The sequence below is a fragment of the Acinetobacter sp. ACNIH3 genome (assembly GCF_002918965.1).
Lineage (GTDB): Bacteria > Pseudomonadota > Gammaproteobacteria > Pseudomonadales > Moraxellaceae > Acinetobacter > Acinetobacter schindleri.
Window position 1 is genome coordinate 1 of the sequence record NZ_PQLP01000027.1, and the last position, 15,714, is coordinate 15,714.

Below are 15,714 nucleotides of genomic sequence, written 5' to 3' on the forward strand. Positions count from 1 at the left end.
AATTGCTCAACCATCAAATAGAAAGTTGACCATGAGATGCCTGTGTATCGCTTGAACTGAGGATCAGAAAGCTTGTTTGAATCGATGTATTTCATCCGCAGATTATGCACGAATGCCAAGAAATCCGGAGTGCAAATATTAACCAAAAAGAAGATCGTTTTTTGATTTATGAAAGAGATCTATTGACTGTACCTTTTACTTTATTGATATTTTTACTTCTACATTTTTTTAAAATTGTTTTGCAAACAATGCGTTCAATTTAATCAAAGTTATTACAGCTTGATTTGCGATTAACTTTATGTCGATTTATTCAAGGTTATGCTGATTCAGCATCTGAATTAAAAAAGAAACATCCTGATGGATTTGATAAGTTTGAATCTATAATTTTTTCACCACTTGTTACTTCCGATGATAAAATTCCTTATATTTTTTGAAGATTTAGATCAATTGTCAAGTGTTGTAAATATCATTAAAAGCAAGGATGGCTAACGTTAAATATTAAACTGATTTTTTGGATATTAAAATTTTAGTTTAGTCCTGTTAACAAATTACAATCCAAACTTTCCGCTATCAACTTCAAACCCTTTTTTAATTAGTCATCTCATCTGCAAAGGCTTAAAATTATTTCACTTTTAACCTAACAGCAGATGAGACATGGCAATCAGTTGGATCTTCTTTACCTTAATGGCTGCATTCATGCAGGCATGGCGTAATGCATTTCAAAAACAACTGAGTTCAACTGTCGACGTTTGGGGCGTAACGCTTGCGCGTTTCTTGTTTGGTTTTCCACTTGCATTTATCTATATCCAACTGCTGTACCATTTTTACCCAGTCATAGAAGTAGTTCATTTTACTGCAAAGTATTGGATATATATTTTCATTGCAGGAGTGAGCCAAATTCTTGCCACTGTACTGATGGTGCAACTGTTTAAACAAAAAAATTATGCTATTGGTGTTGGTTTAGCCAAAAGTGAAGCCATCTTAGCCGCGATTATTGGCGTGGCTTTTCTATCAGATCATTTATCGTTCTTAGCCTGGATTGGCGTACTCATTGGGGGGTATGCAGTATTTTTACTAAGTAAAGGCAACCAACTGAGTGGACTTTCTGCTAAAACGTTGATGATCGGGGTGGGTAGCGGACTTTGTTTTGCCATTACGTCACTTTTAGTTCGAGAAGCCAGTCTAGAACTAACTAATTTGCCTGTATTACACCGTGCATCTTGGGTGTTGATTTCAGTCATTGGCTTCCAATGCATCAGTATGCTCATTTACCTAAGCCTATTTAGCCGTAAAACACTCGTCGCTATGCGCGAACGTATGGGACTGACTATGAAAGTAGGCTTTTGTAGTTTCACAGCATCCCTTGGTTGGTTTACTGCCATGAGCATGATGAGTGTACCGGTGGTGAAAACCTTAGGTCAGATCGAGATTTTATTTAGTATGCTGATCTCGGCGTATTTCTTTAAAGATAAACTGGCCAAGGCTGAACATTGGGGACTGGTGCTGGTGGTGATTGCGGCAATTTTAGTGATTTGGGCTTAATTCTTATTTAATTTGATCCAGAAAAAGCCACTGACGAACAGTGGCTTTTCTACTATTGCGATGCGCTTTTTAAGCTGCAATAAATTCTTGCACTGCCTGATTAAAAGCTTCAGGTTGTTCAATATTTGAAATATGCGAAGCATTGATTTCAAATAGTTGGCTGTTGGCAATACGATCTACCATATACTGACCATCAGCCACAGTCGTTACAGGGTCTTGCTGACCTGCAACCACTAAAACTGGCACAGTAATGTCTTTCAGTTGTTCGCGTACATCCGCTTTAGCCAAAGCTTCGCAACAGCTCGCATAACCTTCGGCGCTGCCAGCTGCCAAGTCGTTTTGAAGATTATTGACCACTGTCGCGTTGCTTTGGATAAAGGGTTCAGTAAACCAGCGTGATGCTGCTGTCGAAGCAATCGGCTGTAAACCTTGTTCGCGTACCAATGCGGCACGGTCATTCCAAGCCTGTTCTTGACCAATTTTTGCTGAAGTATTACATACCACCACCTGATTAAAACGTTCAGGGCGATGAATCGCTAACCATTGACCTGTTAAACCACCCATAGAAATACCACAGAATGTAGCTTTTTCAACATTCAAATGATCGAGTAGATTTACAACATCTTGACCCAATTGATCAATGCTATATGGGCCTTGCGGCGCCGATGATGCACCGTGACCACGTGTGTCGTAGCAAATGACAAAAAAATCCTGCTGGAAAAAATCAATCTGTGCTTGCCACATTTTGAAGTTTGTACCAAGCGAGTTTGAAAAAATTAGTGCAGGTTTTGCAGCATCTCCAAAAGTTTGGTAGTTGATTTGCGCATCATTTGATGTAAATGTTGGCATTTTTTTTAAAATCCTTAATCTTATAAATCCATCTTAAATCCCCCGTTATGATAGGGGGGACTTTTAATGAGGATTAAACACGTTCAATGATCAAAGCAATACCTTGACCAACACCAATACACATTGAACATAAACCGTATTTACCGCCAGTTTGTTCAAGTTGGCTCAGTGCTGTTGTTACCAAACGCGCACCAGATGCACCTAATGGGTGACCCAAAGCAATTGCACCACCATTAGGATTAACTTTCTCTGAGCCATCTTCAATACCTAGGTCACGGGTACATGCCAGTGCTTGGGCAGCAAAAGCTTCATTCAGCTCGATGACATCCATTTGCTCTAGCGTTAAGCCGGTTTGCGCAAGCAGCTTTTTGATGGCAGGCGCAGGACCAAAGCCCATGATGCGCGGTTCAACACCGACAACGGTTGAGCCAAGGATTTTGGCACGCGGTTTTAAGCCGTATTGTGCAATGGCGTCATCGGATGCAATCAACAGTGCTGCTGCACCATCGTTAATGCCTGATGCATTACCTGCTGTGACTGTACCGTCTGCTTTTACCACAGGTTTCAGTTTCGCCAACGCTTCTGCAGTGGTAGACGCACGTGGATGTTCATCTTTATCCACGACCACCGGATCGCCTTTACGTTGTGGAATCACCACCGGAATGATTTCGTTTTTATAGAAACCTTTGGCGTGCGCTGCTGCGGTACGTTGCTGGCTGGTCAGGGCGAATTTGTCCTGATCTGCACGGTTGATGTTGAACTGTTCCGCCAGATTTTCAGCCGTTTGCGGCATGGTTTCCACGCCGTACATTTCTTTTAGTTTCGGATTGATAAAACGCCAGCCCATGGTGGTGTCTTCAATCTTCTGGCTACGGCCATACGCTGTTTCTGACTTGCCCATCACGAATGGGGCACGCGACATGCTTTCTACACCGCCGGCAATAATCAGATTAGCTTCACCGGCTTTAATCGCCCGTGCTGCCATTGCGATTGCATCCATCGATGAACCACACAGGCGGTTTACGGTCGTTGCCGGCACCTGATAAGGCAAACCTGCAAGCAGGGATGACATACGACCGACGTTACGGTTATCTTCACCGGCCTGATTGGCACAGCCATAGATCACGTCATCGACCTGTTCCCAGTTCACCGATGGATTACGTTCAATCAAAGCTTTGATTGGTACAGCACCTAAGTCATCTGCACGGACAGGTGCGAGGCCACCGGCATAACGGCCGAATGGGGTACGGATGGCATCAACGATATATGCGTTTTTCATTTATTGAATCCTTTTACCTCCCTTAATCCCTCCTGAAAGGAGGGAGACTTGCCCGGACTCAAAAAGCTTTGAGTTTCGATATAAAGTCTCCCTTTCTTGCGCATCAACTTAAAGTAATGCTTAAGTTTTACTCAGGAGGATGAGGGGGATTTTAAATTTCTTTAAAGTGTATTAACCTTGAGTCGCATCAATCAGTTTGGCACCAGTTAATGACTGCAATTCTTCAAATGACAGACCTTCAACTTTCTCAATCACTTTCATGCCTTCAGGGGTGACATCAATCACGCACAGGTCGGTATAGATACGGTCGACACATTTCAGGCCTGTAGCCGGATAGGAAAGCTCAGCCACAATTTTTGGCTCTCCTTTTTTGGTCACGTGATCTGTGGTAATAAAGACTTTCTTGGCACCCACAGCCAGATCCATTGCACCGCCGACTGCTGGAATTGCATCTGGAGCACCAGTATGCCAGTTAGCCAAGTCACCATTTTCAGCGACCTGGAACGCGCCCAGTACGGCGATGCCTAAATGACCGCCACGCATCATTGCGAAAGAGTCACCATGATGGAAGAAAGAACCACCTTCAAGTAAAGTTACGAATTCTTTACCAGCATTGATCAACTCAGGATCGCGGTCTTCTTCAGCAGGAGGAGGACCGAATGCTAACAGGCCATTTTCAGAATGCAGGAAGACGTCTTTATCGCTTGGCAGGTAGTTGGAAATCTTGGTCGGTAAACCAATACCGAGGTTTACATAGGCACCATCAGGAATGTCTTGTGCCACACGTTCAGCGATCTGGTCACGGGTCAGTTTGCTATAGCTCATTATTTCTCTCCGATGCCAATTATTGTGCAGGTTTAACTTGAACAACGTGTTGAACAAAAATTCCCGGGGTGATGATGTGCTCTGGATCCAGTGCACCGAGTTCAACCACTTCAGAAACTTGAGCGATGGTCACATCTGCTGCCATTGCCATGATCGGGCCGAAGTTACGCGCAGATTTTCGGTAGACTAGATTGCCCCAACGGTCACCTTTAGAAGCTTTAATCAAGGCAAAGTCGGCTTTAATTGGATTTTCTAAAACGTAGTCTTTACCTTCGTAGTTCATGGTCGGTTTGCCTTCAGCCAGCAAAGTACCAAAACCGGTAGGGGTATAGATTGGACCTAAGCCCATACCTGCTGCCTGAATACGGCAAGCCAGATTACCTTGCGGTACCAGTTCCAGTTCAATCTTGCCTGCACGATATAATTCGTCAAATACCCACGAGTCAGACTGACGCGGGAAAGAACAAATGATTTTACGAACAGCGCCAGCTTTAAGCAGTTTTGCTAAACCATAATCGCCATTACCGGCATTGTTGTTGACAATAATCAGGTCTTTAATGCCCAACTCGATCAGACCATCAATCAGTTCAGCAGGCTGACCCGCTGTACCGAAACCACCGATCATAATGGTAGAACCGTCCTTGATCTGGGAGAGTGCTTCTTTCAATGATAATGAACTTTTATCTATCATAATCTGGTCCTTACATATCCTAAACTGATGGATGTCTTTAAACTCGTTTTGAATCTGATGCTGTAACCGGAACTGCGTTACGGTTTTTCTGTGACAGCAGAAAATGCGCGACCAGGCCAATGCAAATTCCCCAAAAGACTGAACTCAGTCCCAAGAAATGCATGCCGGAAGCAGTCGCTAAAAAGGTGATCAGCGCTGCATCACGTTGCGACTCTTTGCCCATGGCCACGGAAATGTTGGTGGCAATCGCACCCAGTAATGCCAGTCCTGCCAAAGCCGCAATTAATTCTTTGGGCATCAGGCTAAAAAGCATGACAATGCTGCCGGCAAATAAGCCGCCTAAAATGTAAAAAAGCCCATTCGCCACACCAGCGATATAACGCTTTTCTTTCAGCTCGTGGGCATCTTTCCCCAGACACAAAGCAGCTGTGATCGAGGCCAAGACAATCGTGATACCACCTACACAGGCCACTGCAAGCGAGGCAATACTGGTCGCACTAATAATCGGCTTGGCTGGCATGTCATAACCACTGAGTTTGATAATGGCCATTCCCGGTAAAAACTGACCAGACAGGCTGACCAGAATGAGCGGGAGGGCCAGATTCAGGGTTGAACTCCAGGTCCATTCTGGTGCAATAAATTGCGGAATTGCCAGACTAAAATCTGCCGTGACCGGGTTAATCTTGCCCAGTAACATACTTAAAACCACACCGGCAACCAGTACCCAGACCATCGCATAGCGTGGACTGAAACGCTTGGCCAGCAAAAATACCGCCAGCATGCCAAAGACGATATAGGGCATGGTATCGGTCGCGGTAAACAACCCTAAACCAAACTGCAGTAAAATCCCCGCCATCATTCCGGCAGCGACTTCCTGAGGAATCCAGGACAGCAATTTGTCGAAATAACCGGTGATCCCAATGAAAAAAATCACCACGGCAGAGGTGATATAGGCAGCAACCGCTTCATTGAGCGAAATATCGGGAAACAGCGTGACTAATAAAGCCGTTCCGGGCGCAGACCAGGCGGTGACAACAGGTATTTTGTATTTAATCGATAAAAAGATACCTGCGAGTGCAGCACCAATAGAAATTCCCCAAATCCATGAAATCATCATGTCTGGGGAAACCTGGGCTTGCTGTGCCGCCTGGAAAAAAATGATCAGTGGCCCTGAATAGGAAATTAGCACTGCTAAAAATCCTGCAACAGTCGCTGAAATTGACCAATCATTTTTTAATGTCTGAAACAGGGTATTCATTGGTGATGTGCCTCCTTGCGTCGAACCATGAGCCTGTTAAAAATCGTGATGATCAGGATTAGCCCTGATCACCACCACCGACCGGTACCACTGTACCTGTCATATAAGATGATTCATCGGAAGCCAGGAATACAATTGCATTCACTTGCTCCTGAATCGTACCGTAGCGACCCATAAACGTACGGTCAATGGTCTGATCAACCACTTGCTGCATCCATTCCTTTTCAGACTCAGTTAGTGGATTGGCATTGCGCGGTACTTTACGTGGCGGTGCTTCTGTACCACCCGTCGCGATTGCATTGACACGGATGCCGTCTTTGGCATGTTCAAATGCAAGGGAAGCGGTCAGGCCGTTCACACCACCTTTGGATGCTGAATATGGCACACGGTTAATGCCGCGTGTTGCAATGGAAGATACGTTTACAATGGTACCTTTCTGATTTTTAATCATTTCTGGAAGTACTGCACGGCAGCACCACAAGGTCGGGAACAATGAACGGTTCACTTCCTTTATAATTTCCTCTTCAGAAAATTCCTCGAAAGGTTTCATCCAGATCGCGCCACCGACGTTATTGATCAGGGCGTCGATACGGCCATAGGTTTCTAGCGCTTTTTCAACGACTGATTGAGCACCGGAAAACGTTTCCAGATTGGCTTTGACGGTAATCGCATCACCGCCAGTCGCTTCAATTTCAGCCAGAACTTCTTCCACATAAGAGGAAAGGTCAGCCATGACGACTTGAGCGCCTTCGCTCGCCACTTGCAGCGCGACACCGCGACCGATGCCTTGAGCGGCACCCGTCACGATCACAACTTTATTTTCAAATCTTTGACGATTAGACATTGAACAAATTCCCTCTATTAGTTGGCAGAGAATTTTTCAAACAGGAAGCTTGCAGGTTTTACGCCTTCAGCATCCAGCCAGCTGCGAACCGCTTCAACCATTGGTACAGGGCCACACAGGTAGACATCTACATCACCGCCATTTAGCCATTCGTTTTCGATATGACCGGTCACATAGCCTTTACGCTCATGTGCCGATTCCGGGTTAGCAACCACTGTACGGTATTCGAACCACGGGAATTTTTCTTGCAGTTCGTTCAGTTTTTCAATGGCAACCAAGTCGAAATCATTGGTCACACCAAATACTAAACGCACTGGATGTTCTGAACCTTTTTCTTCCAGCACTTGCAGCATCGACATGAATGGTGCAATACCTGTACCACCCGCCAGCATCAAGACAGGACGGGTCACAGGGCGCAGGTAGAAGCTACCAAATGGACCAGTAAAGGTCATTTTGTCGCCAGCTTGGGCATTGGCACTCAAGAACTCACTCATTTTACCATTTGGCACGTTACGTACCACAAAGCCGGTTAGACGGTTGCCTGGTTTAGAGCTGAACGAATAAGAACGGGTTTCAGTTGTACCTGGAATACCCACGTTCACATATTGACCGGCCAGGAAGTGAATGTCCGGCTGACCTTCATCGAGCTGAATGTCAAAAGTAATGGTCGAGTCAGACAGGTTTTCGACGCGAGCCAAAGTACCCTGGAATTCATGAATTTCAGTTTTACATACTTCAGAAGAAGCTTGAATCTGGAATACGGCGTCAGAAGTCGGTTTACATTGACATGCAAGAATGTAGCCTTCAGCTGCTTCTTCAGGAGTCAGTGCATCTTCAATATAAGTTTCTTCAGGCATGTCATACGAACCTGATTCACAAAACGCACGACACGTTCCACATGCACCGTCACGGCAGTCCAAAGGAATATTGATCTTTTGACGGTAAGCTGCATCTGACAGGGTTTCACCTTGTGCAACAGAAATAAAACGTGTAACGCCATCTTCAAATTGAAGTGCAACATTGTGGTTTGACATGGCTGAATATCCTATATAAATCTTTAAAACTAGACCTTTCAGCCAAATTTCCATATGGCTGAAAGGTTTTACCTTGCTGTAGAACAGTCTTAGAGGTGATAAATATCAATGACTTGGTTGATATAATCGTTTTTCAGCACCACGTACTTGCTTAAAATTTGTGGTTTGTCGCCAGAAAAATCGATCACATAACGTGACATACCGAAGTAGCTGTAGTTGGTTTTGTAACGGAAACTCAAGGTATTCCAGTTAAAACGAACCGTTACTTTGTCACCATCACGCTCAACAATTTCAATATTGTTGATGTTGTGGCTGGTACGGGTATCCGGCATGGTTGCAGACGAGCGTTCAGTCTTGATACGGAACACGCGGTCCTCCAAACCTTGACGGTCCGGGTAATAAATCAAAGAGATTTCAGACTGCGGATCTGTGGTCAGTTTGTCATCATCATCCCAAGCCGGCATCCAGAAAGAAGCGGTAGGGGCATAGCACTGTAACCAGTCATCCCATTGCTCATCATCTAGAAAGCGAGCTTCCTGATAGAGAAATTGAGCAATATTTTCTAAAGTGATGTCGCTCATGCGTTTTCTCCTTCAGTAGATGCCGCAATTTCTTTCTCAGTCGCAATGCCTTTCTTGATCAGTTCTAACCAGTATTGGTGCTGAGCCAGATACAAACCTTCGTCTTCCGTTTTAATACCAGAAAGTTTTGGTTTTAAACCGATTTCGTTGGCAGCATCATCCGGACCTTGGATCCAGTGTTTAGAACCACGGCACATGTCGTTCCACTCAAGCGCGATACCTGCGTAACCCGCCTGACAGGCACGGAATTCTTCCAGGTCGTCTGGAGTAGCCATACCTGAAGCATTAAAGAAGTCTTCGTACTGGCGGATACGGCGTGCACGTGCTTCTGGCTCTTCACCTTTAGGCGCGATACAGTAAATGGTCACTTCAGTCTTATCGACAGAAAGTGGACGTAATACGCGAATTTGTGAACCGAACTGGTCCATGAAATATACGTTTGGATAGAGGCACAGGTTACGTGAACGTTCGATCATCCATTTCGCCATAGCTTCACCGTATTGCTCGGTGTATTCATCTTTTTTGGCAAAGTTAGGACGGTCTTCCGGGTTAGCCCATTGCGTCCAAAGCAGCATGTGACCGTGTTCAAAGCCGTAAGAACCACCGCCTTGTTTGCCCCATGCACCTGCGCTCATCGCACGGATGTTGTCGCCAGCCTCTTTTTCTTTACGTTGCTGAGTCGTTGCAGCATAGTTCCAGTGTACAGCAGACACATGATAACCATCAGCACCGTTTTCAGCAGTCAACTTCCAGTTACCTTCATAGGTATAAGTCGAAGAACCACGTAAAACTTCCAGACCTTGTTCAGACTGATCCACGATCATGTCAATGATTTTGGTCGCTTCGCCCAGGTATTCTTCCAGAGAAGGAACATCCGGATTTAAGCTGCCGAACAGGAAACCTTTATAGTTTTCAAAACGGGCAACCTTTTTCAGGTCATGTGAACCGTCTTTGTTAAAGCAGTCTGAATAACCCGCTTCAGCCGGATCTTTAACTTTTAATAACTTACCTGAGTTATTGAAAGTCCAGCCATGGAATGGGCAAGTATAAGTTGCTTTATTGCCTTTCTTGTTACGGCACAATTGTGCACCGCGATGCGAACAGGCATTGATCATGGCATTCAGTTCACCTTGACGGTTACGTGCAATGATGATCGGCTGACGACCCATATAGGTAGTATAGAAGTCGTTATTGTTTGGAATCTGGCTTTCATGTGCTAGATAAACCCAGTTGCCTTCAAAGATGTATTTCATCTCAAGGTCAAACAGGGCCTGGTCTGTAAATACTGAACGGTGTAGTTTAAATTCACCAGATTCATAATCATCAACCAGTAATTCGTCAATGCGGTCTAAATGGCTGGTGTTAATTACGGGAATACGAGGCATGTCCTTTCTCCGACTTTCCAAGGGGGAAGTCAGCGGGATATATCTCAAGGCATATCCCGCTTCTTAATGTATTAAGCGCTAGCGCGGCGACGATCAACTTCAGTAGAAGGTGCGTCTTCTTTCTCTTTCACAAGTTCAATATCAAATTGAATGTGTTTGAAAGGACCTTTCAGACCACGTTTTGCAATTTCAGCTTCATCAGTCACGTCAACCGCAGTTGCAACCAGACCTTCACGAGTAGCGAATGCAAAGTCATCCCACAGGTATTGGTCGCCTTCAATGTTGAATTGAGTAGTCAGCTTGCGGTAACCCGGTGCAGATACGAAGTAATGTACGTGCGATGGACGGTTACCGTGACGGCCTAGCTTGTCCAGTACGAATTGAGTCGTGCCTTCTGGAGGACAGCCATAACCTACTGGCATAGTGGTTAAAGCCACATATTTACCATCCTGGTCGCTGAAAATAGAACGGCGCAGGTTAAAGTCAGACTGTGACTTGTCAAAGAATGAGTAGTTACCCAAACTGTTGGCATGCCAAACTTCAACTTTGGCACCTTCAATGATATTGCCGTCAGTATCTTTAACTGTACCTTCAATGATCAGTGTCGGAATTTTGCCTTCTTCAGAGCCATCATCCATACGGGCAAAGCCGACAGATTCAGGAGCACCCGCCACATATAACGGACCTTCAATTGTACGTGGCGTACCGCCCGTAATACCTGCTTTAGCATCTGCTTCATCAGCACGTAAGTCTAAGTAGTGTTCCAGACCCAAGCCTGCAGCCAGTAGGCCCAATTCATTGGCTTGACCGGCATCGGTAAAGTATTCCAGACCTTTCCAGAGTTCTGACTGAGAAATATCAAGATCTTCGATCGCCTGGAAAAGGTCACCTAGCAGGCGCACAACGATTTGCTGGACACGCTCGTCTACAGGACCTGTGGCTGTATCCACGTTCATTTGTTTAACTAATGCATCAATTTGTTGACGGTTCATACTATTGCTCCTTAAGTATGTCTGTTTATTGGTGGCTGTTGTTTCAATCCTTATGGCTGAAACTTGGCTGCCACAGTCCTTTGTTAATTACCCTCTGAATACTCTCATCGGATGTGTTCAGATTTGACCGACCTGGCATATTCCAGGTCTCGGTCATTGTGATCAGGTGTCATCTTCCCAGATTGAAGAAGGGTGGCGGTTTAGTGCCATGATTTCGATATCCATATATGGATACAGTGGTAAGCCCTGCAAAATGTTGTGCAGCTCTTCGTTACTTTGCACATCAAAAATACTGATGTTTGAATACTGGCCTGTGATGCGCCAGATATGGCGCCATTTACCTTGGCGCTGTAAATCCTGTGAATAGGCTTTTTCAACAGCCTTGATTTCGTTGGCCTTCTCGGCAGGCATATCCAGCGGGATATTTACATCCATACGTACATGAAACAGCATGTCTCACTCCTCAATCTAATTGCTTATTTACGGCGCAAATTGTCGATCTTGTCTTCATTCAGCTGAATACCCAGCCCGGCACCTTGCGGCAGATGCAGCTCAAAATTCTGGTATTGCAGTGGTGTTTTCAGAATTTCTTCCGTCAGCAGTAGTGGGCCGAACAGTTCAGTACCATAGGCCAGATTCTCAAAGGTCGAGAACAGGTGAGCGGATGCAATTGTTCCTACTGAACCTTCCAGCATGGTGCCACCATACAGGTCAATCCCTGCAAGGTTAGCCACTGTTGCGACATCACGGCCTTCCAGTAAGCCACCTGATTGCGCCACTTTAACTGCAAATACAGAAGCTGCATTAGTACGAGCCAGCTTATAGGCAGTGCTTGGCCCCATCAGTGATTCATCGGCCATAATGGCAATATCAAAGCGACGGGTCAGACGTTGCATGGCATCAATATTGTCAATAGCACAAGGCTGTTCAATCAGGTCAACGCCACCTTCCTGTAGTAGAGTAATGCCCTTAATCGCATCTAGCTCTGACCAGGCACGGTTTACATCTACACGAATAGAAACGTCATTGCCTAAGGCTTTTTTAATTGCCAGAACATGTTCAACATCTGCTTCTACTGGACGTGAACCGATTTTTAGCTTGAAGAAGTTATGGCGTTTTGCAGCCAGCATCTTTTGTGCTTCAGCAATGTCTTTTTCAGTATCACCAGAAGCCAGTACCCAGAGGACCGGTACGCCATCACGTAAACGACCGCCTAGAAGTTCAGAAAGTGGTAAACCTAAACGCTGCGCCTCAATATCCAGCAGGGCAGTTTGAATGGCACATTTCGCAAAACGGTTGCCATTAATATTTTTTTTGATTGCTTGTAATGTCTGTGCAACATTTAAGCCTGATAATGTTTTTAAAAGCGGTACAAAATAAGTATCAATATTTACTTTGACACTTTCAGGGCTTTCATCACCATAACCTAAGCCACCGATCGTTGTTGCTTCACCCCAACCGATGTAACCATCTTCAGTGGTGATTTTGACCAATACCAGGGTCTGGGTTTGCATCGTCGCCACTGCCATCTTGTGAGGACGAATGGTTGGAATTTCTACCAGCAAGGTTTCAACTGACTTATACATAATACGGGTTCACATTCTTGCTTTAATGCTTTGACTTGATATACCTTAAAAGAATCATAAATGGCTGTCGAAGACCATTTTTGCATTTTATTATATTTAAAAGGTATGCACGTTATGGAGCTCAGACATTTAAGGTATTTTGTAGCAGTAGTTGAAGAGCAAAGTTTTACTAAAGCTGCAGAGAAACTTTTTATTGCCCAGCCCCCATTAAGCCGCCAGATTCAAAATCTTGAGGCAGAACTTGGTATTGCGTTATTTGAGCGTGGCAGTCGACCACTTAAAACCACTCAGGCTGGGTATTTTTTCTACCAGCATGCGGTAAAAATTCTGGCCAATGCTGAAGAAGTGAAATCCATGACCAAGCGTATTGGTATGGTAGAACGCACGGTTACCATGGGTTTTGTTGGATCTCTGCTTTATGGATTGCTTTCGCGTATTGTCTACTTATATAGGCAGCAACAGCCACACCTGAAAATTGAACTGGTGGAAATGACCACCATGGAACAGGTTAAGGCACTGAAAGAAGGGCGTATAGATGTTGGCTTTGGGCGTTTACGTATTTCTGATCCGGCATTAAAGCGGGTGCTGTTGCGTGAAGAACGTCTGGTACTCGGTGTACATTCCAGCCATCCTTTATCTTCCCATAATAAAGGGATATATCTTGCTGATATTGTTGATGAAAAATTATTTCTCTATCCTAATCATACCTCTCCAAGTTTCGCCACCCAGGTACAGGGATTATTTTCAGAATATAATCTGGAACCACAACATGTCCGGATTGTAAGGGAAATTCAGCTGGCGCTGGGGCTGGTCGCAGCGGGTGAGGGTGTATGTATTGTACCGGAAAGTGCTCATTCGATTCAGTTAGCTCACCTTAACTATATCCCGATTCTAGACGAGAGTGCAGTCAGCCCGGTTTTTCTGACTATGCGCAATATGGACGAGAGTGAAGACATCATGTCCTTATTTGATTGTATTTACCAAGTGTATGATTTGGAAGCAATTAAATATGATAGAAACAGTTTTTAGATATGTATTTATCCCTGACTATACCGCGCCTTAGACTTAAGTTTAAGGCTTGGGCGGAGTTTTCTCCTTACCCTCTAAAAAAAGTATGCAGCGATCTACGACTTTAGTGCAATCGGGAAATTTTGATAAAGAAGAAAATTTTAAATCTTCCTTTTATACCTATTTTGTTTGATTGCTGATCAAAGTGCTCTGATATTCAACCTTTTAGGTTCTTTCATACCCTAAACCTATATAAAAACCAGGTATTTCAGCCAGCAAACCCGATTTATGATGAAAACATCGGTCCTGGAAGGTCGATTCTGCCTGTAAACAACTTTGAAGGTATAGATATAGATATATTCGGTTTTGGACATTTATCCAGCCATGCTGCATTGTTGCTCCATTAATTGGAACGTTGCATTTGCAGGAGGCAAAGATGGAAGCAACCAAAGTCAATATCAATACATTAATTGATGAAGCGAAATTTACACCATTTCACTGGGGTGTTCTGATCTGGTGTTTGATCATTATTATTTTTGATGGCTATGACCTGGTGATTTATGGAGTAGCCTTACCATTATTAATGCAGGAATGGTCTTTAACAGCGGTACAGGCAGGCATGTTAGCCAGTACTGCCTTGTTCGGGATGATGTTTGGTGCCATGAGTTTCGGCACGCTGTCCGACAAAATCGGGCGTAAGAAAACGATTATGCTCTGTGTGGCAATTTTTAGCGGATTTACCTTCCTGGGGCCATTCGCCAGCTCACCGGTAGAGTTTGGAGTTTTACGTTTTCTGGCTGGTCTCGGCATTGGCGGAGTTATGCCAAACGTTGTAGCGCTAATGACCGAATATGCGCCAAAACGTATCCGTAGCACCTTGGTTGCCCTGATGTTTAGTGGTTATGCGATTGGCGGTATGACGTCTGCACTTTTAGGTGCATGGCTGGTACCACAGTTTGGCTGGCAGATCATGTTCTATATTGCCGGTGTTCCTTTATTGGCTTTACCGTTAATCTGGAAATTCCTGCCTGAATCGTTGATGTATCTAACCGTCAAAAATCAGACTGTAGAAGCACGAAACATCATTAAAAAGATTTCACCTGCTCAAGATGTTACAGAAAATTCTCAATTTGTCCTGAACGAAGTGAAAAAGGGTGATGAAGCTCCATTACGCGCACTGTTCCAGCAAGGCCGTACTTTCAGTACCTTAATGTTCTGGGTTGCGTTCTTCATGTGCCTGTTAATGGTTTATGCATTAGGCAGCTGGTTACCAAAACTGATGATTCAGGCCGGTTATTCACTCGGTGCAAGTATGCTGTTCCTGTTCGCGCTGAATATTGGCGGTATGGTCGGTGCAATTGGTGGGGGTTATCTGGCTGATAAATTCCATATCAAAAAAGTGCTGACCATTATGTTCCTGTGTGGTGCATCTGCCTTAATTCTGCTTGGTTTTAACAGCCCGCAGTTTGTACTTTATACCCTGATTGCAATCGCTGGTGCTGCAACGATCGGTTCACAGATCTTGTTATATACCTTTGTTGCACAATATTACCCATCTACTGTGCGTTCTACCGGAATGGGTTGGGCATCGGGAATTGGTCGTATTGGTGCCATCGTTGGACCCGTTTTGACAGGTGCATTGCTGACAATGGAACTACCACACCAAATGAACTTCTTTGCCATCGCGATTCCGGGCGTGATTGCAGCGCTGGCCATTTTTCTGGTGAACCTGAGAGCTTCTGTAGATGGTGAGGTCCTTGAAATCTCTGAATCGAGCGAAGCGATACTTGCCAAAGAAGCGAATTAATAAAGAAAATATCAGTTAATAAAGTAAATATTT

15 protein-coding genes are annotated in these 15,714 nt (G+C 44.6%); 3 read left to right on the top strand and 12 right to left on the bottom strand.

Annotation, left to right across the window (positions count from 1 at the left end):
• Positions 1-654 precede the first annotated feature (654 nt).
• The gene (locus C3420_RS11110; RefSeq protein WP_071320736.1) at positions 655-1,542 is read left to right on the top strand and encodes a DMT family transporter; all 888 of its coding nucleotides are present in this window, start codon (positions 655-657) and stop codon (positions 1,540-1,542) included.
• A gap of 69 nt (positions 1,543-1,611) precedes the next feature.
• Here the strand turns inward: C3420_RS11110 and pcaD are convergent, their stop codons facing one another.
• The 12 genes from pcaD to C3420_RS11170 all read right to left on the bottom strand — a co-directional run bounded on the left by pcaD (position 1,612) and on the right by C3420_RS11170 (position 12,866).
• Positions 1,612-2,391 carry a 3-oxoadipate enol-lactonase gene (gene pcaD, locus C3420_RS11115; RefSeq protein ID WP_103800644.1) on the bottom strand — a complete coding sequence of 260 codons (780 nt, stop codon included), beginning with the start codon at positions 2,389-2,391 and terminating at the stop codon, positions 1,612-1,614.
• A 73-nt stretch (positions 2,392-2,464) separates the two neighbouring features.
• A complete protein-coding gene (gene pcaF / locus C3420_RS11120) occupies positions 2,465-3,670 on the bottom strand; it encodes a 3-oxoadipyl-CoA thiolase (protein ID WP_103800645.1) in 1,206 nt (401 codons plus the stop codon).
• Positions 3,671-3,841: 171 nt separating this feature from the next.
• On the bottom strand, positions 3,842-4,495 hold the full coding sequence (locus tag C3420_RS11125) for a 3-oxoacid CoA-transferase subunit B (RefSeq protein WP_103800646.1): 654 nt from the start codon (positions 4,493-4,495) through the stop codon (positions 3,842-3,844).
• Between the two features lie 19 nt (positions 4,496-4,514).
• Positions 4,515-5,186 carry a 3-oxoacid CoA-transferase subunit A gene (locus C3420_RS11130; RefSeq protein WP_004731110.1) on the bottom strand — a complete coding sequence of 224 codons (672 nt, stop codon included), beginning with the start codon at positions 5,184-5,186 and terminating at the stop codon, positions 4,515-4,517.
• Positions 5,187-5,223: 37 nt separating this feature from the next.
• Positions 5,224-6,444 (bottom strand): benzoate/H(+) symporter BenE, encoded by a 1,221-nt coding sequence (gene benE, locus C3420_RS11135; protein ID WP_004894958.1) that lies wholly within the window; start codon positions 6,442-6,444, stop codon positions 5,224-5,226.
• A gap of 58 nt (positions 6,445-6,502) precedes the next feature.
• Entirely contained in the window at positions 6,503-7,288 is a 786-nt protein-coding gene (gene benD, locus C3420_RS11140) for a benzoate diol dehydrogenase BenD (protein WP_103800647.1), read from the bottom strand.
• Between the two features lie 17 nt (positions 7,289-7,305).
• Positions 7,306-8,322 carry a benzoate 1,2-dioxygenase electron transfer component BenC gene (gene benC, locus C3420_RS11145; protein ID WP_103800648.1) on the bottom strand — a complete coding sequence of 339 codons (1,017 nt, stop codon included), beginning with the start codon at positions 8,320-8,322 and terminating at the stop codon, positions 7,306-7,308.
• An 89-nt stretch (positions 8,323-8,411) separates the two neighbouring features.
• Positions 8,412-8,903 (bottom strand): benzoate 1,2-dioxygenase small subunit, encoded by a 492-nt coding sequence (benB, locus tag C3420_RS11150; RefSeq protein WP_092819601.1) that lies wholly within the window; start codon positions 8,901-8,903, stop codon positions 8,412-8,414.
• Entirely contained in the window at positions 8,900-10,288 is a 1,389-nt protein-coding gene (gene benA, locus C3420_RS11155; RefSeq protein WP_103800649.1) for a benzoate 1,2-dioxygenase large subunit, read from the bottom strand. The genes benB and benA overlap by 4 nt, the downstream gene beginning before the upstream one ends.
• Before the next feature lie 71 nt (positions 10,289-10,359).
• A complete protein-coding gene (gene catA / locus C3420_RS11160) occupies positions 10,360-11,280 on the bottom strand; it encodes a catechol 1,2-dioxygenase (RefSeq protein ID WP_103800650.1) in 921 nt (306 codons plus the stop codon).
• A gap of 162 nt (positions 11,281-11,442) precedes the next feature.
• A complete protein-coding gene (gene catC, locus C3420_RS11165) occupies positions 11,443-11,733 on the bottom strand; it encodes a muconolactone Delta-isomerase (protein WP_103800651.1) in 291 nt (96 codons plus the stop codon).
• A 23-nt stretch (positions 11,734-11,756) separates the two neighbouring features.
• Positions 11,757-12,866 carry a muconate/chloromuconate family cycloisomerase gene (locus tag C3420_RS11170; RefSeq protein WP_103800652.1) on the bottom strand — a complete coding sequence of 370 codons (1,110 nt, stop codon included), beginning with the start codon at positions 12,864-12,866 and terminating at the stop codon, positions 11,757-11,759.
• A gap of 114 nt (positions 12,867-12,980) precedes the next feature.
• Here C3420_RS11170 and C3420_RS11175 point away from each other — a divergent pair, with 114 nt between their 5' ends.
• Together C3420_RS11175 and C3420_RS11180 are read left to right on the top strand one after the other, a co-directional pair.
• On the top strand, positions 12,981-13,895 hold the full coding sequence (locus tag C3420_RS11175; RefSeq protein ID WP_103800653.1) for a LysR family transcriptional regulator: 915 nt from the start codon (positions 12,981-12,983) through the stop codon (positions 13,893-13,895).
• A 415-nt stretch (positions 13,896-14,310) separates the two neighbouring features.
• Complete coding sequence (locus tag C3420_RS11180; RefSeq protein WP_103800654.1) at positions 14,311-15,681, top strand: MFS transporter; 1,371 nt, start codon at positions 14,311-14,313, stop codon at positions 15,679-15,681.
• Positions 15,682-15,714 lie beyond the last annotated feature (33 nt).